This window comes from Cyclonatronum proteinivorum (assembly GCF_003353065.1).
Classification (GTDB): Bacteria; Bacteroidota; Rhodothermia; order Balneolales; family Cyclonatronaceae; genus Cyclonatronum; species Cyclonatronum proteinivorum.
The window spans coordinates 3467447-3486208 of record NZ_CP027806.1 but is presented as its reverse complement, the minus strand read 5'-3'; the positions used below and the strand labels follow the sequence as shown (position 1 = coordinate 3486208).

General features: G+C 49.0%; 18 protein-coding genes. 16 read left to right on the top strand and 2 right to left on the bottom strand.

Features of this window, described 5'->3' with window-relative positions:
• Window positions 1–165: 165 nt before the first annotated feature.
• Window positions 166–1212, top strand: coding sequence for a quinolinate synthase NadA (gene nadA, locus CYPRO_RS13245; protein WP_114985070.1), 1047 nt, complete (start codon window positions 166–168; stop codon window positions 1210–1212).
• Window positions 1213–1338: 126 nt separating this feature from the next.
• On the opposite strand, the gene CYPRO_RS13240 is transcribed toward nadA, so the two are convergent.
• Window positions 1339–1590: a hypothetical protein gene (locus CYPRO_RS13240; protein WP_114985069.1), complete on the bottom strand. Its 252-nt coding sequence runs from the start codon at window positions 1588–1590 to the stop codon at window positions 1339–1341.
• An 84-nt stretch (window positions 1591–1674) separates the two neighbouring features.
• Window positions 1675–2676 carry an AAA family ATPase gene (locus tag CYPRO_RS13235; protein WP_114985068.1) on the bottom strand — a complete coding sequence of 334 codons (1002 nt, stop codon included), beginning with the start codon at window positions 2674–2676 and terminating at the stop codon, window positions 1675–1677.
• Between the two features lie 294 nt (window positions 2677–2970).
• Between CYPRO_RS13235 and CYPRO_RS13230 the strand changes: the two genes are divergently transcribed.
• From CYPRO_RS13230 to thiL, 15 genes are all read left to right on the top strand, one after another.
• Window positions 2971–3495: an NADH-quinone oxidoreductase subunit J gene (locus CYPRO_RS13230; protein ID WP_114985067.1), complete on the top strand. Its 525-nt coding sequence runs from the start codon at window positions 2971–2973 to the stop codon at window positions 3493–3495.
• Window positions 3492–3794 carry an NADH-quinone oxidoreductase subunit NuoK gene (nuoK, locus tag CYPRO_RS13225; protein ID WP_114985066.1) on the top strand — a complete coding sequence of 101 codons (303 nt, stop codon included), beginning with the start codon at window positions 3492–3494 and terminating at the stop codon, window positions 3792–3794. Before CYPRO_RS13230 ends, nuoK begins: the two co-directional genes overlap by 4 nt.
• Before the next feature lie 176 nt (window positions 3795–3970).
• A complete protein-coding gene (gene nuoL / locus CYPRO_RS13220; protein ID WP_114985065.1) occupies window positions 3971–5980 on the top strand; it encodes an NADH-quinone oxidoreductase subunit L in 2010 nt (669 codons plus the stop codon).
• Window positions 5981–5995: 15 nt separating this feature from the next.
• Entirely contained in the window at window positions 5996–7606 is a 1611-nt protein-coding gene (locus CYPRO_RS13215; protein ID WP_114985064.1) for a complex I subunit 4 family protein, read from the top strand.
• A 2-nt stretch (window positions 7607–7608) separates the two neighbouring features.
• Window positions 7609–7899, top strand: coding sequence for a 4a-hydroxytetrahydrobiopterin dehydratase (locus tag CYPRO_RS13210; RefSeq protein ID WP_114985063.1), 291 nt, complete (start codon window positions 7609–7611; stop codon window positions 7897–7899).
• 6 nt (window positions 7900–7905) lie between these two features.
• On the top strand, window positions 7906–9357 hold the full coding sequence (locus CYPRO_RS13205; RefSeq protein ID WP_114985062.1) for an NADH-quinone oxidoreductase subunit N: 1452 nt from the start codon (window positions 7906–7908) through the stop codon (window positions 9355–9357).
• 116 nt (window positions 9358–9473) lie between these two features.
• Complete coding sequence (gene rpsF / locus CYPRO_RS13200) at window positions 9474–9860, top strand: 30S ribosomal protein S6 (RefSeq protein ID WP_114985061.1); 387 nt, start codon at window positions 9474–9476, stop codon at window positions 9858–9860.
• 36 nt (window positions 9861–9896) lie between these two features.
• Window positions 9897–10148 (top strand): 30S ribosomal protein S18, encoded by a 252-nt coding sequence (gene rpsR / locus CYPRO_RS13195; RefSeq protein WP_114985060.1) that lies wholly within the window; start codon window positions 9897–9899, stop codon window positions 10146–10148.
• Between the two features lie 24 nt (window positions 10149–10172).
• The gene (gene rplI, locus CYPRO_RS13190) at window positions 10173–10619 is read left to right on the top strand and encodes a 50S ribosomal protein L9 (protein ID WP_114985059.1); all 447 of its coding nucleotides are present in this window, start codon (window positions 10173–10175) and stop codon (window positions 10617–10619) included.
• A gap of 760 nt (window positions 10620–11379) precedes the next feature.
• Window positions 11380–14970, top strand: a complete 3591-nt coding sequence (locus CYPRO_RS13185; protein ID WP_124245623.1) for a hypothetical protein — start codon at window positions 11380–11382, stop codon at window positions 14968–14970.
• Between the two features lie 260 nt (window positions 14971–15230).
• Window positions 15231–15947, top strand: a complete 717-nt coding sequence (locus tag CYPRO_RS13180) for a MotA/TolQ/ExbB proton channel family protein (protein WP_114985057.1) — start codon at window positions 15231–15233, stop codon at window positions 15945–15947.
• A gap of 112 nt (window positions 15948–16059) precedes the next feature.
• Entirely contained in the window at window positions 16060–16338 is a 279-nt protein-coding gene (locus tag CYPRO_RS13175) for a hypothetical protein (protein WP_114985056.1), read from the top strand.
• 18 nt (window positions 16339–16356) lie between these two features.
• Entirely contained in the window at window positions 16357–16905 is a 549-nt protein-coding gene (locus CYPRO_RS13170) for a biopolymer transporter ExbD (protein ID WP_114985055.1), read from the top strand.
• A gap of 21 nt (window positions 16906–16926) precedes the next feature.
• The gene (locus CYPRO_RS13165) at window positions 16927–17394 is read left to right on the top strand and encodes an ExbD/TolR family protein (protein WP_114985054.1); all 468 of its coding nucleotides are present in this window, start codon (window positions 16927–16929) and stop codon (window positions 17392–17394) included.
• Between the two features lie 108 nt (window positions 17395–17502).
• The gene (gene thiL, locus CYPRO_RS13160; protein WP_114985053.1) at window positions 17503–18525 is read left to right on the top strand and encodes a thiamine-phosphate kinase; all 1023 of its coding nucleotides are present in this window, start codon (window positions 17503–17505) and stop codon (window positions 18523–18525) included.
• The last annotated feature ends 237 nt before the right edge of the window (window positions 18526–18762 follow it).

Below are 18762 nucleotides of genomic sequence, written 5' to 3'. Positions count from 1 at the left end.
AAAGCTGTGTAACAGCGAAATGCAAAGTCAGATGATGATGTTTATTTAAGCCCGAATGCATAAAGCTCACATAATCATGCTGTGTAATCAAACGCAGCAGTAGCTTCACAGCAATGGTGATTACTAATTTTGGGCACCCCTCATTAAATACATTCTAAAACAGTTATGTCGTCAATTCAACAGGCAGGCAGTGTACAGGAAACTTTTCAGCTTATGAAAGAGCGGCTCCGTGATATGGTTCCGGAAGCCGAACTCTATGTTAAAGCTGAAATCGCTTATGAAATTAACCGCATAAAAAAAGAGAAGAACGCGGTTATTTTAGGCCACAACTACATGGAACCGGCCCTTTATCACAGTATTCCCGATCACGTCGGGGATTCGCTGGGGCTGAGCCGGATTGCGGCTGAGTCGGATGCAGACCGCATTGTCTTTTGCGGCGTTCGCTTTATGGCTGAGACGGCAAAGATTCTCAATCCAACCCGAATGGTCTTGCTGCCTGCGAAAGTTGCCGGCTGTTCACTTGCTTCGAGTATTACAGCTGATGATGTCAGGCGGCTGAAAGCCAAATATCCCGGCGTACCGGTAGTAACTTACATCAATACCTATGCCGATGTTAAGGCGGAGACAGATATATGCTGCACTTCCGCTAACGCTGTACACATCGTGAATCAGCTCGAATCTGATCTTGTTATTTGCCTGCCGGATGAGTTTTTGGCCAAAAACGTAGCACGTGAAACCGGCAAGAAAGTTATAATGCCGTCTGACGCTATGGCAGGCCGCGCATCAAAAGACAGCATGATTGTTTGGGATGGTAAATGTGAAGTGCACGAAAAGTTCACGGTTGCTGATATCGAATCTGTTCGTGCGCAGTTTCCGGATACCGTCGTGATGGCGCACCCTGAATGTCCGCCGGAAGTTGTTGAAGCGTCTGATTACAGCGGATCTACAACTGCGATGGTAGATTTTGTCGCAGCCTCCAAGGCCAAAAGGTTTCTCCTCCTTACGGAATGCAGCATGAGCGACAACATTCAGGCTGAGAATCCGGAGAAAGAAATGCTGGGACTCTGCAGTGTTCGCTGTCCGCACATGAATGAAATCACCCTTGAAGACACCCTTACTTGTCTGCGTGAAGACAAGTATCAGATCGAGCTCGATGAAGAGATCAGGGTAAAAGCCAAGCGCTCTCTTGACCGTATGCTTGAAATGAGCTGAGCAGCTGTTTATGCAATGAAATAAAAAAGGCCATCGTATGATGGCCTTTTTTATTTGATAAACACCTTGTCCTGTAAATGTGTAATGCTTTCAGGATCTTTTGCGGATGTATTAAGCCTGACAGCTTTATTTATCCTTGAAGAAATAAATTTTGCTGTTAAGCGCATCTTTGCCACTTTTGACCTTTTGTCCGTTCTCACGGTTAAAAGTATATACAACGTTTCTCATCGAATTGAGTTCTTTGTCATTTGTGTAGGTTACCTCAATTGCGTCACCACCAGGCTGAAGGCTTTCTAATGCTTCAATAAGGGGTCTGAATTTAGAAGAGCTTTTTTTACTGGTGCGAACGTTCGAACGAGGTATAACTTTGATTTTCATAGTGATTTTATTTTAAGTCCAAGGAAACTTCCTAAAAATAAATTATTTCATAAGAAAATCCAATTACATGCCAATAGTTTTTTGTTATGGTACCTGAATCTTGTTGAGAAGTTTTTTGATAACATCTTCTGTAGTCATGTCTTCTGCCTCAGCTTCATAGCTTAGAATTATTCTGTGACGTAGCACATCCATCAGCACAGCGCGTACATCATCTGGTGTTACGTATCCGCGGTGCTGAAGAAAAGCATAGGCTTTGGCTGCCTGATTAAGGTTGATGGATGCACGGGGTGATGCACCGAAATTGAGCATATGTTCAAGTTCCCGAATACCATACTTCACAGGGTTACGTGTAGCAAATATCAGGTTAATTATATATTGCTCAACTTTTTCATCTATATAGATGTCGTTTACTGTTTGCCGTGCTTCAAGAATTTTGTCAGAAGTTATCACGTGTTCAAGTTCAACAGCTTTTTGAATTCCTGACATCCGGCGCATGATTTCCATTTCTTCCTGTTCAGTAGGATATCCCACTTTAAGTTTCATCATAAAACGATCAACCTGTGCTTCCGGAAGCGGATAAGTTCCTTCCTGTTCAACCGGGTTTTGTGTTGCAAGTACCAAAAAGGGTTCGTCAAGGAAAAAAGTCTCTTCCCCAATGGTGACTTGTCTTTCCTGCATGCACTCAAGCAGAGCGCTCTGCACTTTGGCGGGGGATCGGTTGATTTCATCGGCCAGAATGATATTGGCAAAAACGGGGCCTTTCTTAACCGTAAAATCACCCAGCTTTTGATTATAAATGAGGGTGCCTACGAGGTCAGCCGGCAGTAGATCCGGGGTAAACTGAATCCGCTGGAACTTGGTGTCAATTACTTTTGCAAGCGATGATACCGTAAGGGTCTTCGCAAGGCCCGGTACGCCTTCAAGCAAAACATGGCCGTTGCAGAGAAGACCAATAAGCAGGCGGTCGATCATGTAATGCTGACCAATTACAATTTTGGCCATTTCACTTCTGATGGCCTCGATAAATGCGCTGCTTTGGGCTATTCGTTTGTTGAGTTCCTGAATATCGGCTGTTTTTTGTGACATTGTTGAGAATAGATTCGAATTGAGGGTGATTATTGAAAGGCTTTTTTTTATTTTAGCTGACTATCAACAAATTGCTGTTCAGGGGGTTAATGAGATTAATAAATCCGCTGGGTAGTAGTGAATGTAAAGGCCTAAGCTGATAAAAAACTGATTTTTATGATGTTCTTCTCAGGTTTCGGCTTTCATTCCAAAGGTAGGATATTGGCGTACAAACGACAATAATCAGAATTGAGTTGAAGCCCGAATGAAATTTGGGTACCTTTACGCTCGAAAATTCACGGAATACATTATTACATGGAAACCTTCTTTTTTGTATTTGTTGCCACATTCGCAGTGGGTACTGCCCTTGCAATGGTTCTCAGCAAAAACACTGTAAACAGCGCCTTGTTTCTGATTCTTCACATGCTATCTGTGTCAGGTTTCTATTTGTCGCTGAACGCGCAGTTTCTGGCCGTTATACAGATTCTTGTATATGCAGGGGCAATCATGGTGCTTTTTCTCTTCGTTATCATGGTATTGAACATGGATGAAGATGAACAGATCATCACCAAAGTCGACTTTAAACAGATATTTGCCGTATTGGTCACAGTAGTTGTGCTTGCCCAGTTACTGTTTATTGTCGGTAATTACATCGGGGCTTTCCCGGACTTTTCTCATCAGGAGCTGATGGCGATCGGTACGGTTGAGGCGATTGGCGATGAAATGTTTACAACCTTCCTGCTTCCCTTCGAAGCTACGGCTATCCTTCTAACCGCCGCTGTAGTTGGTGCAATGCTGCTCGCGCAGAAAAACGTTAACGTTGAGGACGAAATCGAATGATAGGTCTGGAACTATATCTCGGCGTTAGCGCCGTACTTTTTGTTATCGGGGTATTGGGTGTTCTTATTCGTAAGAATGCTATTGTCGTGTTTATGTGTGTTGAGCTCATGCTTAGCGCGGTCAATATCTCCCTTGTAGCCTTTAGCGCTTCCATGGGCGATGTCCATGGTATGATTCTGGTATTTTTTGTGCTTTGCGTTGCAGCTGCTGAAGCATGTGTAGGGCTTGCCATTGTTATTGCCATTTATCGGAATAATATCACTGCCGATATCAGCAAAATCAATCTTCTCCGCTGGTAATCTGATCCGGTCAGATCTTACCCGCGGATTTTTTTTGCTTTCCCATTTGTGATCCCGGGCGATCTGCAACAGACCAAACGGGTGCAAATAGCAAAATAAAACAGGATACTAGGGGCTATCCAAAATGAATTTTATGAAAGCTTACAATACAGACAACCACTTACTAAATAAATCCAATGGCTGATTTTGTCTGGCTAATTATAGTAATACCGCTGATCGGCTTCCTGATCAACGGATTGCTCGGACTAAGCTCTGAGGGGTATCGAAAACAGAAAAGCGTTATTGGTTGGCTTGCCACCATATCGGTTTTCGTGCCGTTCCTCATCGCCTTCCAGATATTCTTAGAAATGAATGCCGGTTCCGAACCCGTTGTAGTTCGGCTCTTCACATGGATTGAAGCCGGCAGCTTCACCTCAGATATTGCATATCGCGTCGATCAGCTTTCCATACTGATGGCGCTTGTGGTTACAGGTGTTGGTACCCTGATCCACATTTATTCCATGGGGTATATGCACTCTGACGAAGGCTACTACAAATTCTTCGCATATCTCAACCTGTTCATCTTTGCCATGCTAAACCTGGTAATGGCAAACAACCTGCTCCTGTTGTTCCTTGGCTGGGAAGGCGTAGGTGTTTGTTCGTACCTGCTTATCGGGTTCTGGTATAAAGATATGGAGAAGGCTACCGCAGCAAACAAAGCCTTCATCTATAACAGGGTAGGGGATTTTGCTTTTCTCGTTGCCATGTTCCTGGTGTTCCGTACGGTAGGCAGCCTTGATTTCGACGTCATCTTCAGCAACCTGCACCTCTTCACCGGCGACATCGCTTTCTGGGTAGCCGTGCTGATGTTCATCGGTGCTACCGGTAAAAGCGCTCAGATACCCCTGTTCGTTTGGCTGCCGGACGCTATGGCGGGTCCCACACCTGTATCAGCGCTCATTCACGCGGCTACGATGGTTACCTCCGGTATTTACCTTATTACCCGTTTCTCCGGTCTGTACATGGCTTCACCGGAAGCCATGCTGCTTGTCGCGGTAATCGGGGGGCTCACCGCCGTTATTGCGGCTACCATTGCCCTTACCCAATACGATATTAAAAAGGTGCTCGCCTATTCTACGGTCTCGCAACTCGGGTTTATGTTTCTGGCGCTGGGTTCGGGCGGATTTGTTGCAGCCATGTTCCACGTTGTTACGCACGCCTTTTTCAAAGCTTGCTTATTCCTCGGTTCAGGTTCAGTGATTCACGCCATGCACCATGTAGAGCACGAACTTGAGCACGAAGGCAAAGATGTCCATTTCGATCCGCAGGATATGCGCTATATGGGGGGATTGAAGGAATACATGCCTTCCACCTACAAAACCTTCCTGATTTCGACTTTTGCGATTGCCGGTATTCCGATTTTCTCCGGATTCTTCTCAAAAGATGAAATTCTTGCTTACCTGTTTAATGCAGGTCTGGGCGAATTTGGTGCTGTCTATTTTGCACTTTGGGGTCTCGCGCTTATCACAGCTTTCCTCACCGCCTTTTACATGTTCCGCCTTACGCTTACCACTTTCCACGGAACATTTAAGCTGCCCTCCAAAATTAAAGGCGCGGAAGGTGCTGCAAAATACCTTCATGAGAGCCCGGTTAACATGACCGCCCCGCTTTGGGTGCTTGCGGCACTTGCCCTCTTTGGCGGTTTGATGGGGATTCCTGAATTTTTCGTAACGACCTTCACAAGCACAGACGCTACGGTTAACTGGTTGTATGCATGGCTGAGCGGTGTTACTGTTCGCGCGGCCATTATTCTGCCTTATGGCGTGAAATGGACGCTGGTTGCCATTGCTATCCTTGTTGCTGTTGGTGCAACTATTCTTGCCTACCGGAAATACGACAACGATGCCGGTGAAGCAACCGACGCTGCCATTCGTGAGCGTTTCGGTGCCCTCTACACGACCTGGGAAGATAAGTACAAGTTCGACGAAGCTTACGATGCCATGATTACGCGCCCCGGCAACAAACTTGCAGACCGCGTACTGGCCGTTTTTGATGTCAAGATCCTGGATGGTTTCGTGAATGCCCTTGGCGGTGTAGTGCAGTTCTTTGGAAGCCTGCTCCGGTTCGTACAAACCGGCGTAGTACACACCTATGCAATTGCTTTTGTGGTAGGGGTAATACTCATCATCGGACTGTTAATCTTTTAGGAAGCCTGCTTTTTCATGGAAACACTATTAAATTTAACGATCTATCTGCCGCTGCTGGGTGTATTTGCCATCCTGTTTGCGAAAAGTGATAAGTTAGTGAAATGGATTGCGCTGGTGTTTACCTCGCTCACCTTCGCCATTTCGCTGCCACTGATTTTCAACTTTGACGTAGCGGCTTCTGACGTTGCGCAGTACGTGACAGAATCCGGAAGCCTTGTTTTCGGCCTCGACATCAAGTACATCGTTGGGCTCGACGGCCTGAGCCTGCTGCTGTTCATGCTCACGACCTTCTTCGGACCCATCGTAGTGCTGTCTTCATGGACTTCTGTGAAGAAGCACGTATCCGGTTTCTTTGCGATGCTCCTCATTCTGCAAACCGGGTCGCTGGGCGTTTTTGCCGCACTTGATTTGGTCGTCTTTTACGTCTTCTTCGAGCTCACCCTCATTCCGATGTACTTCCTGATCGGTATCTGGGGCGGCGCAGGTCGCATTCATGCCGCCATCAAGTTCTTCCTTTACACGCTGGTCGGTTCGCTCATCATGCTTGTAGCGCTCGTTTACGTGGGCTACAATGCGGGCAATGCCGTAAATGACGGCGTGTTTATCTCAGACTGGCGCGTTCTCTCCGGTATGGAGTATCAGATTGGACTGGTAGAGCAAACCTGGCTGTTCCTGGCTTTTGCCCTCGCTTTCTTCATTAAGGTTCCGCTCTTCCCCTTTCACACCTGGCTGCCTTACGCACATACCGAAGCGCCAACAGCAGGCTCCGTTGTGCTGGCGGCGATCATGCTTAAAATGGGAACCTACGGCCTTATTCGTTTCTGTCTGCCGCTTTTTCCAAATGCCATGCTCGAGTTTGCCGCACCGATTGCCTTTCTCGCGGTCATTGGGATTGTGTATGGAGCCTTTGTAGCAATGGTTCAGAAGGATGTCAAAAAGCTCGTAGCTTATTCTTCCGTGAGTCACCTTGGTTTTGTGGTTCTGGGACTCTTTGCACTTAACACCATCGGGGTGCAGGGTGCCATCATCCAAATGATCAATCACGGCCTCTCAACCGGCGCCTTGTTCCTTATTGTTGGGATGATTTACGACCGCCGCCATTCCCGTCAGATTGAAGACTTCGGTGGTATCACAAGCATTATGCCGGTATTCGCAGTCATGTTTATGCTGGCAACTTTCGCAAGTATCGGACTGCCGGGTCTGAATGGCTTCGTAGGTGAGTTCCTGATTCTGTTGGGTGCCTTCACTTCCGACTCCATCGGAAACATCTCGTTTGCAATCGTAGCAACAACGGGAGTAATCCTCGCGGCTATTTATATGCTATGGATGTTCCGGCGCGTAATGTTCGGTCCGGTGCTCAAAGAAGAGAATAAAAAGCTGGTAGATCTTAATGCCCGCGAAATCGGCCTGCTGATCCCCGTCATGTTCTTCATCATCTGGATCGGCATTCGTCCGACGCATTTCACGCAGTTCTCGGAGCATCAGGTTAATGTACTCCTCGAACAGGCAGAGCAAAAGCGTGCTGCTGTTTTGGAAGCTTCTAACCCGGCCGAAATGCCTGCCTGGGCACAAAAGCTATACGACATCACCCCCAATTACGCTGAATTTAATCAGGAGAACAATTAGTAATGAGTACACAAGCACTAACCGAAAAACAAGTTCAGCAAGCACTTGAAGAACTGGAAGAGTGGGAGTATGAAAACGATGCGCTCACTGTTGCCTATAAATTTTCCAACTTCCCGGATGCGCTGGCTTTTATTGTCCGGATCGGATTCATCGCAGAAGAGCTCGCCCATCACCCTGAAATCTACAATGTGTACAGCACCGTAGAGATTCGGTTAACAACGCATGATGCCGGAAATAAGGTGACCGAAAAAGATGTGGAATTCGCAAAACGCATCGATAATCTCGAAATGTAAGGATTAATGGAAATCATTAACGACGTACTTCTCTTTTTACCCGCTACCATTGTAGCAATCGGGGGATTGACGGTAATGATGCTTGACGGCTACAAAGCCCGCTCAAGGACCATTTACACCACAACCATGGTGTTTCTGGCCATCGCACTGATTGTTGCCTCCTGGGATCTTTTAACCCAAACCCCTGAGCTGATTTTCAGCGATATGGCAGGGGCTGGCGGTACCGCCGCCTTTGGTACCTTCATTGTAGTCTTCGGAACCTTCTTTACCGTCATTCTGACGCATGACTACCTGATTGGCGTAAAGCACAACTTTCCGCAGGTTTATCCCCTGCTGATGTTCTGTACTTTCGGGATGATTGTCCTCGCGACAGCCAACGACCTTGTGACTGTTTTTGTAGGGCTGGAAACCATGTCGATTTGCTTGTATGCCCTCGCAGGCATCATCCGCGATAAGCGCCTCGGCGTTGAATCGGCCCTCAAATATTTTGTGATGGGTGCTTTTTCAACAGGCTTTTTCCTCTACGGAATTACCCTGCTCTACGGTGCCACCGGCTCAACTTCACTGCCCGTCATTGGTGCGTACACCGACGGCGGACTTATCTACTGGGGCGGGGTTGCCATGCTGCTAGTAGCATTCATGTTTAAAGTCTCTGCTGTACCCTTCCACATGTGGACGCCCGACGTGTACACCGGCTCCCCGACAACCATCACGGCCTACATGTCTACCGCCGGCAAAACAGCGTCCTTCGTTGCGCTTGTGCTGATTCTCGATCGTGCCATGCCGTTTATCGCGCACGACCTCACAGCTACCTTCAGTATCATCGCGCTCCTCACCATGATTCTTGGTAACGCGGTAGCGATGGTACAGGACAACGTGAAGCGCATGCTTGCCTATTCAAGTATCGCGCATGTCGGCTACCTCTTTGTTGGACTTGCCGCAGGCTCTGTTGCCGGATACAGCGCTGTACTGTTCTACCTCCTCGCCTATACTTTCATGAATGTGGGTGCCTTTGGTGTTGTAGCCTACTACGAGAAAAACCACGACGTCCACTTCAACAATGTGGAAAGCTATGCCGGACTTGGTTATCAGCGTCCAATAATGGGTGTACTCCTCAGTATATTTCTGTTCTCTCTTGCCGGTATCCCGATTTCGGCCGGATTTAATGCCAAGTACCTCGTATTTGCCGCCGGTGTTGACGCAGGCCTGATCTCGCTTGTCGTTGTCGGCGTTCTTGCAAGTGCCGCAAGCGCGTACTACTACCTTCGCGTCATGGTCTACCTGTACTTCCGCGAAGGCAAGGACAGCGTCACGCTGATGGAGCCCAAGAAAGTGTATTCTTACTCCCTCGTTTTCCTCGCTTTCCTCACCCTTTATTTCGGCGTAGTGCCCGGGGGCGTAACCGAAATGATTTTCGGCTATTTCTCCGACAGCATGCTCACGGCAACAGCGCCCTGAAATTTACCTAAATAAAACGCACTTATGGAATTTCAATCCATAAGTGCGTATATTACAAATCTGCCTGCCGCGGGAAAGTCCTGCGGCTGTTTTTTTATAAACACCCGAAGGTAATCATGAAGACAAATTATTATGAGCACCTCTTCATCGTAAATGCTGTAATTGACGATGAAGAAATCAAAGCAACCGTTGCCAAGTATGTAGATATGCTTAAGGAAAACGGCTGCGAAATCGACGAAATCAACGAATGGGGTATTCAGCGCCTCGCCTACGAAATCGACGGCAAGCGCAGCGGATACTACGTGAACCTGTACTTCACCGCAGCTGGTGAGTTTATTGAAAAGCTTGAGCGCACCGAGCGCATTGATGATAACATCATGCGGTTCATGACGGTCAAGTATGATAATAAAATGAAGCGTCACAGAGAGCTTCAGAAAAAAGGCGCTGTTCCGGAAGTATTCCCGGAAGTTGAAGAAGAAACCGAAGGCGGTTCTGACGACTAAGCCCACATTATTCATCATCATAAACCGACAGGATTCATGCTTAAAAACCCGCAACACCCCAAAAAAGGAAATCTTCGCACCAAAGAGTGCAAGTTTACCAAGTCAGGTATTGAGTACATCGACTACAAAGATATCGCATTGCTTGAGCGCTTCGTAAACGATCAGGGCAAAATTCTGCCCCGCCGCGTTACCGGCACAAGTGCTAAGTTTCAGCGTCAGCTTTCCCGCGCCATCAAACGCGCCCGCCAAATGGCCCTCATGCCGTTTGTAGCTGAAAACCTCCGATAATCTTAACCGAAAAACTATCGTACCATGAAACTGATTCTGAAACAAGATGTAGAGAAATTAGGTGCAGCCGGTGAGATCGTAACGGTTAAAGATGGCTACGGCCGCAATTATCTCGTTCCGCAGGGTTATGCTGTGCTTGCAACGCCCGGTGCCGTACGCGCTGTGCAGGAAGAAGCCCGTCAGAAAGCCCGCAAAGCCGACGCAACCAAGGCTCAGGCCGAAGAAGTCGCACGTCAGATCTCTGAAACATCCCTCACCATTTCGGTAACCGCTGGCGAAGACGGAAAAATCTTCGGTACGGTCACCAACCAAATGCTGGGCGACGCCCTCACCGATAAAGGCTTCAACATCGACCGTCGTAAAATCACAATCGATACCGATGTCAAAAACCTCGGCGAGTTCACGGCTACCATCGATCTTCACACCGAAGTTAAGGCAACCCTTAAATTCTGGGTCGTTAAGGAAGACTAAACCCTTCCCGCAAAACCCGCCACTTTTAAAAGGATACAGGCCCCGTGCTTGTATCCTTTTTTATTTTGCAGCTCATGTGCCGGTTCTCCCCCAAACCCTTTCATAGCCCGACAGCGGGCCGTAATAAAGGACGTCAGCCTGAACCCGCTGCATAGCCATACCAATCTTTTTTATTTTTTGGGGGAAACTCCCTGCACATCACGGTCTTTCGTGGCAGATCAGCGCTCCCAAATCATAATTTGAATCCCTTGCTTTTTTTGTCTGTGTGCCTGAAACTACTGAACGAGCTCAGGCTGAGCCCGGGAAGGTTCAGATATGTTGAATGGGGCTAATCTTGCTGTGTGTGACTCAGTTTGAACCTCCGAAGGTATGAACGGTGACCGTGAAATCAGCCTAAACAAGCCGTTGTGCATGCTATCCGCCGCTGACTTTAACGACTTTCCACATCAGGGAAGGAATACCATTCAGGGAGAACATGACAGGTCACGATTTTTCGCTTGTGATGACTTCTGCGTTCTTCATTCATGAGCTAAATGAGCATCAGGGAAAAGACCTTCCAAAATAGATTAAGAGCCTCATGCCTGGTTTGGAGCGAACGCTTGCAGGAGAGATTAGCCACAGGGTACCTGGCAAACTACAGAAACAATCAGGCCGAAAAAGTGTTTGATTCAGGGCGGTACTTTCGTTTCAATCTGTTTGCACAGTTCACGTATTTTGGAAAGTCCGGTATCCATCTGCCTCTTGCTCCGTTTTTTAGCTTTTGCGATTACAACAATACATATTCATCTTCACAGCGGTACAAGGCTACGGTCTCATGTCCGGGCTAAGGCGGGTGTTTGGGGGTACACTGTTGATCCTGTGCGGACTCTCGTGGAATCAGGCGCTCGCACACGGCGACGAGCCGGCTTCTTCCGCAATCCGACCTGTCATTTCCTTAGAAAAAGAAATTTCACCCGAAAATTTACCGCTTAGCTTTTTTCTGGACAGCTGGGTAATTGCCGGTTCTGTACAGCTTAAAAGCACGGACAACACCACGATCCCAGGATTGAACTGGCAGTTTACCCCTGAAACGGGTGAGCTTACGGTAGTATCTTTTGATGGAGATAGATCTGAATTTCCGGCAAAAATTATAATCAGCTATCAAAGATTGCCGGTTGCACTGCGGCTGAGTTACTACCGCCGACAGCTGCAGCCCTTTCGTGCTGACCTTGCTGAACACGACCAACTGCAGCCGGATCCATCGCAGGAGACCATACTCGTTTCCGGCAGGCGGGAACAGGGGGCTGACTTGTTTGGTCCTTCCCGCCTCACCCGAAGTGGTAGCATTACGCGGGGCATTACGATAGGCACCAATCAGGACGCCTCCCTTGAAAGTGGTTTGCGTTTTGAATTAAGCGGCCAAATCACAGACGATGTGGCGCTGACGGCCATTCTAACGGACCAAAGCACACCCATTCAGCCTGACGGCACGACGCAGAACCTGCGCGAGTTCGATCAGGTCCTCATCCGTCTCGAGCATGAGCGGGCTACCGTTCAGCTGGGTGATGTGGACGTAAGCCTGCGCAACAGCACTTTTGCACAAATCGAGCGGCGGTTGCAGGGGATTGAAACGCGCGTATCCGCCGGGAGCTGGGGCGAGTGGCAGGCGAGTGCGTCTGTGGTGCGCGGGCGTTTTCGGACCATGCAATTTCCCGGCCGGGAAGGGGTACAGGGGCCGTACCGCCTCACCGGCTCGCAGGGCGAACAGTTTATTATTGTGCTTGCCGGAACAGAGCGGGTTTTCCTAAACGGCGAACAGCTGGTCCGGGGGGAAGAAAATGATTATATCTTCGATTACGGCCTTGGTGAAATTCAATTCACCCGACGCCGCATGATCGCCGCCAACCATCGGATTGTGGTCGATTTTCAGTATGTGACGCAGGAGTATAACCGGACCCTTCTCACGGGCGAATCCGTTCAAAATGACTTGCTCGGTGGCCGGATGTCGATCGGACTCACCTTCATTCAGGAATCCGACAGCCGTGAACTCAATGCAGAATTTGGCCTTACGGATGAAGAAATCAGCATTTTGCGGGAAGCCGGCCGCGACGTAGAAAACGCAATCATTTCCGGGGCAGACTCGGTCGGGTTCAGGCCAAATCCTGATTTTATCCCTTATGCCCGGGTCGATACCGTTCAGGCAGGAACAACCTTCACCATTTTCAGGGCGGCACCGGGCGACCCGGCAGGCGTGTGGCGCGTGCGGTTCAGCCGGGTGGGAGACGGGCTCGGATCCTACCGTCGCACAGGGACCGAGCTGAACGGCATTGTGTACGAATGGGTGGGGCCCGGACAGGGTGCTTATGAACCCTTCCGGCGAATCCCTGCGCCGCAGCAACAACGGATGATGGCGCTCAGAAGTCGTTTCAGCCTCACAGAGTCGGTCGAAATTTTCGGAGAGACGGCCTTCAGTGAGCTGGATGTGAATCGCTTCGCTCTCGCCGACAGCAGGGTACAGGCGGCGGCCTGGGAAGCCGGTATAAGGCTGCGCCCGACCGCAACAAAGCTGGGCAGGGTCAGGGCCAATATTCGCTATGAAGACACCCCCGCTGCATTTGCGTTTTTCGACCGCACCCGGGAAGCCGAATTTGACCGGGTATGGAATATTCCGGCTGCGGCAGAAACGGGTCAGCAGCTGGCTGAAACGGATATTTCGGTCGATTTCACAGACTTCTCTACAGCCTCGCTTGGCGGGGGGAACCTGCGTCGAACCGACCTGAACAGCAGCCGCGCTTTTCTGCGTGTTTCCCTTGCCGAACCGGGTGCCCTGAACTGGACGCAGCGCGCCGACGCCGTACGCGCTTCCTACACGCTAAGCGGCACAGAGAGCAACTGGCTGCGTCAGAACAGCCGCTTGACCTACACTACGGGCATTGGCGCGCTTACCCTCACCCCACGAATTGATAGCGAAGCCGAAATTCGCACGCAGGAGCTGTCAGGAACGGACTCCCTGCAGGCCGGATCGTTTCGGTTTGCTGAAGTGACTCCGGGCATGCAGGCCGTTTGGGCACGGGGGCTCAGCGTGGACGTGAGTGCGGGCTATCGTACCGACGAAGACGCCCGGGATGGTCGCTTCAGGCCGGAAGCGCACACCTTCACCGGGCAGCTGCGCAGCCTTTACGAGCACAGCGATCAGCTTGATCTTCGTGCGGGCTTCTTATATCGGCAAAGGCGTCAGGCAGAAAATACAGCCCTGGAAACCGCGGGTTTTACCACCAATTCGGTACTCTTCAACGCTGCGGCGGACTACAGTGCCGCCGATCCCTGGCTGCAAATACAGTGGCAGTACGAAGGCGGCACGGAAACGCGGCCGCTTTTGCAGGAAACGTACATAGAAGTAGGTCCGGAGCTCGGTAACTATGTTTGGATCGACCTCAATGAAGACGGAGTCAGGCAAATTGACGAGTTTTTTCCCGCCGTGAACCCGGATGAAGGAACTTTTCTGCGACTGTTCATCCCCGGCGATGAGCTGATACCGGTTGTTAGCGTGAACACACGGCTGAGAACCCGCCTGGAGCCCGGAGAACTATTTCCCGGTACCTGGCTGGAAGAAGTAGCGCTGAACAGCTTGCTTGAAATCAGGGAGCAGAACGAAGGAAGCGGTATAGCCCCGATTCTCTTACTGAATCTCAGTGAGTTTATGGATGACGCTAACACCGTGGAAGGGCGCATACTCTGGCAGCAGGAATTGCAGTTGTTCCGGAAAAACAGAGCCATTGACCTGCGCCTGCGCTACACACAGTCTGACAGTAAAAACAGACGTTCCGGCGGGCTGGAGACCGCTGCCGCCCGAAATTTCACGACGGATACAAGTTACCGGGTTTCGCGCTTTGTACAGCTGGGCACAACTTTCAAGCTTGAATCAAGCGATTTGTTGAGTGAGCGCCTGAGCACCCGCGATTACCTCATCCGTGGGTTCGGTATTGCGCCCTTTCTCAGATATAATTTCAGCCGCTCGCTTCAGGCAACAGCGGGAGCGGGTATTGCGCGCCGGAGAGATGTGCTGCCCGCGCAGACGGTACGGCTGTTGCAGCACCGCGCCTACACCGACTGGCGCTGGTTTGCGGGCTCGGCACTGCAAACGAGTGCACGCATAGAGTGGCGATCGAACGTACTGCGGGGGGAAACAAGCACTCGGGGCAGTTTTGAACTCACAGACGGCGCGGGGGCAGGCGCAACCTGGCAGTGGAATGTTCAGGGCACCTATCGCATAAACCGCTATCTCCGGGCCGGGCTAAGCTATAACGGACGTACGGTTCAGGAGCGCCCCGCCATACAAACCCTTCGCGTAAACGTAAGCGCTGTATTTTAAGGTCAGGCGGTGCGATAAATCGGTAAATAATCGTTCCGAAATTTATTTTTCCCGCGGCAGGCAGAATTAAATTACTGTGATAGTTTTATTTAGGCGGCTTAGCGGTTGATATACAAGCGGTAATGCGCTATTTTTATGGTGCTAAATCTCAAGATGTGCATTATTTTAAAATGTCACTTTGACATTTAGGCATAAATAATCTATAATTTCGCCAACTCAACGCTTAATAATCAACTTAGAATAAACCGGAGTTTTGTAATATGACCTTCTCCTTTAGTGTTATCCTCATGCAGGTTTCAGCTGACCTGCAATCAGAGGGCGCATTCAGCCAATTAGTCAGATACTTTAATGAGGGCGGCCTTTTTATGTGGCCCGTACTTATTTGTGTAATCTTGGGATTGGCCATTTTCCTTGAAAGACTTGTTACCTTAAATCGTGCTGACATCAATACCAGACAGTTTATTCTTGATGTAAAAGAAGCCCTCGATAACGGTGGAATCCCAGCGGCGCAGGAGCTTTGTGCAAGCACAAGAGGTCCCGTTGCCTCCGTATTTAATGCCGGTCTTCTTCGTGCAGACGAAGGTTTTGAAGCTGCGGAAAAAGCCATTATCTCTTACGGCTCTATCGAAATGAGCTTCCTTGAAAGAGGACTTGTGTGGCTATCGCTCTTTATTGCGCTTGCACCGATGATCGGATTTACCGGAACGGTAATTGGTATGGTTGAAGCATTTGACGCTATTGAAAGCGCAGGTGATATTTCGCCGAGTATTGTTGCCGGTGGTATTAAAACCGCGCTTCTTACCACGCTTGCAGGTCTGATTGGTGCGATCATCCTTCAGGTTGGCTACAACTACTGTGTATCCAAAATTGATAAGCTCGTTGTGGAAATGGAAGAAAGCTCAATCGTACTGATTGACTCCATTTCAGCTATGGAAAAAGGCAAGCCCCTTAGCGGTGGTGAATCTTCCGAAGCATAAGACTGATTATTAAGCGTACAGAAGCCGGGCAAGAAAAGCCCGGCTTCTTCCTTACCCATTCTTATTGCACAACAGGCATAAGCTTCTTTCCACTTTATTCAACAACTGACTTATGGAAGCATTTTCTCAATTTGCACTCATTTTCACAATAGGCCTTCTCGGTATATCCATCCTTGGAATTACCGTATTCGGCCTTAAAAACATCTTCTCAGGAAAACACAAACTTGCAGCAATCCTCTTTTTCTTTATCCCGGCCGTTATTTTTGCTGTCGCGTACCTCGCGACCGGTTTTGTAGGTATTGCTGCAATTTATACCCTGCTTATCATGATTGGCCTGATGTTTCTTGGCATTCTGGTATCAGGTTCCCGCAGTTTGATTTCAAACTTCTAACCCCGAAGGACCCCACTTATGTTTAAAAAGAAAAGAGGCAGAGAAGGAGCAGACATTCCTTCTTCATCCCTTGCTGATATTGCCTTTCTTTTGCTGGTGTTCTTCCTCGTAGTAACAACTATCGATGTTGATACCGGTATTGGATTGGTGCTGCCGCCTCCGCCGGATCCGGAACAGCCACCACCGGAAGTGCGCGAACGTAACATGCTCAAAATTCTCATGAATGCACAGGGCGGTATCCTCATTAACGAGGAGCGCGCCAGTCTCATGAATGTGCAGGAGCGTGTTATTCAGTTCGTAACCAACCGCGGTGTCGATCCGAATCTGTCTGAATCTCCGCAGCAGGCGGTTGTTTCAATCAAAACGGACCGGCAAACCGAGTACGAACGATACATTGAAATGCTCGATGAAGTACGCGGAGCATATCGCGTGATATGGGACCAGGAAGCCCGGGCCCGTGGATTTCGCGACTATGCTCAGTTCAGAACAATGGAGGGTGAACCTAATGAAATTCGCCGCGAATTTCCCATGAACATCTCCCTTGCAGAGCCCGATCCGGGTAGTTAATCTCCAAACTAAATTTGCATTATGTCACATTTTAAAAAGAAGCAGGCAAGTACAAGTCAGGAGATTCCAACTACATCCATGCCGGATATTATCTTTATCCTCCTGATTTTCTTCATGGTTGTTACGGTATTACGGGAAGTTGAACTTCTCGTACGTCAGGATCTGACGCGAGCTGAAAATATCGAACGCATTGAAGAAAAACGTCTGGTTAGTTATATCTACGTCGGTCCCATTATTTTGCCCGGCGGACAGTATGGCCCAACCCGTATTCAGGTTGATGACGCACTGGTTGATCCCGATGATCTCACAGCGATTCAGAACGTTATGCGTCAGCGCAGAACCGACGAGCCGCGTCTGATTGTGTCTCTTAGGGTTGACTACGAATCTGAAATGGGGATTGTGAGCGACATCAAGCAGCAGCTCAGATTCGCCGATGCCCTGCGTATCAATTACTCTACAAGACGTGCCGAAGGCGCTGTTGAAATGTAGGCTGATATCCCTGAACGAATACAGCTTTACGCAAAAGGCTGCTCACAACCTGAGCAGCCTTTTGCATTATAGGCTTAGGCCATCCGAAAAAGTACATTAATATATTTTATGAGTAAGACTGAGCAAACGTTTACCCCCATCGAAAAAATAGGTCGCAAAGGACTGATTCAGAAAATTGCGGAAAAGTTCGACCGGCACGGGGAAGGCATGGTGTATGGCATTGGGGATGATGCAGCTGTGCTGGGTCAGCTTTCAGGTAGTCATCCTCTGATTTCAACCGAAATTTACAGTGAAGGCGTCGATTTCGATCTCACCTACACCCCCTGGCAGCACCTGGGACTCAAAGTCGTTTCGATGGCTGTTTCAGACATTATTGCCATGAACGGGAAGCCGAAGTTCCTGTTCCTCAACCTTTCCCTCACCAATAAAGTGTCGGTTGAGATGGTTGAATTGTTTTATTCGGGGGTAAAGCATGGCTGTGACCTTTACGGCGTACAGCTGGCAGGCGGTGATTTGGGTGCTGCGCATAAAGCAAGCACTGTAGCGGTAACTGTAGTTGGTACGGCTGATACACCGGTTTACAGGTCAGGCGCCAAAGCCGGAGATGCAATCTGTGTTACCGGTGATTTGGGTGCTGCGAGCTGCGGACTGATGGTGTTGCTGCGGGAGAAGCGTCACTTTGAGACGTCCGGGCAGCTTGTCTTTGAACCGGATCTCACGCCCTTTGAATATGTCGTCAGAAAACAGCTCGTTCCTGAAGCACGTGCTGACTGCATTGATGCAATGAAAATTGCCGGTATCGTACCAACATCTATGTCCGATGTATCCAAGAGTCTGGTGAGCACTTTGGTTGAAATGATGGAAAGCTCAAAAAGCGGATGCAGAATATACGAAGCGGCGCTCCCCGTACATCCCGAAACAAGGCAGACCGCGGATGATCTTGAAAAAGACATCGATACATTTGTGCTCTACGGTGGGGAAGATTTTGAGCTTTTGTTCACCCTTCCGGAGAAAGACGTCAAGGCTTTTGCGGAACAGTTTAAGGATTTTGTTGTGATAGGTAAGGTTGAGCCGCAAGCGCATGGTATTAAAATGCAAACAGCCGAAGGGCACGAGATGACGCTTACCTAAGCCCTTATGGTGCTTCTTAGGAATGCAATCTCCATGGAAGCTGTTTGAACCAATCTGTAGCTGTATTCCCTGCGGGTACTAAGCTTATACACCTTTCGTTGCAGGGCGCCTCCTAAAGCATTTTGACGGGGGATTCCTTATATTTCAAAGCTTGACCAATTTTATTCATTAAGCCCACGTATGGGCCGCAAAGTCAAAATCCCGCCGGGTAATTTATCCGCTTAATAAGCGATCATT

What these genes read in the sequence shown, in the direction of transcription:
- nadA (WP_114985070.1), top strand. Translation starts at nt 166, where the DNA reads ATGTCGTCAATTCAACAGGCAGGCAGTGTACAGGAAACTTTTCAGCTT.
- CYPRO_RS13240 (WP_114985069.1), bottom strand. Translation starts at nt 1,590, where the DNA reads ATGAAAATCAAAGTTATACCTCGTTCGAACGTTCGCACCAGTAAAAAA.
- CYPRO_RS13235 (WP_114985068.1), bottom strand. Translation starts at nt 2,676, where the DNA reads ATGTCACAAAAAACAGCCGATATTCAGGAACTCAACAAACGAATAGCC.
- CYPRO_RS13230 (WP_114985067.1), top strand. Translation starts at nt 2,971, where the DNA reads ATGGAAACCTTCTTTTTTGTATTTGTTGCCACATTCGCAGTGGGTACT.
- nuoK (WP_114985066.1), top strand. Translation starts at nt 3,492, where the DNA reads ATGATAGGTCTGGAACTATATCTCGGCGTTAGCGCCGTACTTTTTGTT.
- nuoL (WP_114985065.1), top strand. Translation starts at nt 3,971, where the DNA reads ATGGCTGATTTTGTCTGGCTAATTATAGTAATACCGCTGATCGGCTTC.
- CYPRO_RS13215 (WP_114985064.1), top strand. Translation starts at nt 5,996, where the DNA reads ATGGAAACACTATTAAATTTAACGATCTATCTGCCGCTGCTGGGTGTA.
- CYPRO_RS13210 (WP_114985063.1), top strand. Translation starts at nt 7,609, where the DNA reads ATGAGTACACAAGCACTAACCGAAAAACAAGTTCAGCAAGCACTTGAA.
- CYPRO_RS13205 (WP_114985062.1), top strand. Translation starts at nt 7,906, where the DNA reads ATGGAAATCATTAACGACGTACTTCTCTTTTTACCCGCTACCATTGTA.
- rpsF (WP_114985061.1), top strand. Translation starts at nt 9,474, where the DNA reads ATGAAGACAAATTATTATGAGCACCTCTTCATCGTAAATGCTGTAATT.
- rpsR (WP_114985060.1), top strand. Translation starts at nt 9,897, where the DNA reads ATGCTTAAAAACCCGCAACACCCCAAAAAAGGAAATCTTCGCACCAAA.
- rplI (WP_114985059.1), top strand. Translation starts at nt 10,173, where the DNA reads ATGAAACTGATTCTGAAACAAGATGTAGAGAAATTAGGTGCAGCCGGT.
- CYPRO_RS13180 (WP_114985057.1), top strand. Translation starts at nt 15,231, where the DNA reads ATGACCTTCTCCTTTAGTGTTATCCTCATGCAGGTTTCAGCTGACCTG.
- CYPRO_RS13175 (WP_114985056.1), top strand. Translation starts at nt 16,060, where the DNA reads ATGGAAGCATTTTCTCAATTTGCACTCATTTTCACAATAGGCCTTCTC.
- CYPRO_RS13170 (WP_114985055.1), top strand. Translation starts at nt 16,357, where the DNA reads ATGTTTAAAAAGAAAAGAGGCAGAGAAGGAGCAGACATTCCTTCTTCA.
- CYPRO_RS13165 (WP_114985054.1), top strand. Translation starts at nt 16,927, where the DNA reads ATGTCACATTTTAAAAAGAAGCAGGCAAGTACAAGTCAGGAGATTCCA.
- thiL (WP_114985053.1), top strand. Translation starts at nt 17,503, where the DNA reads ATGAGTAAGACTGAGCAAACGTTTACCCCCATCGAAAAAATAGGTCGC.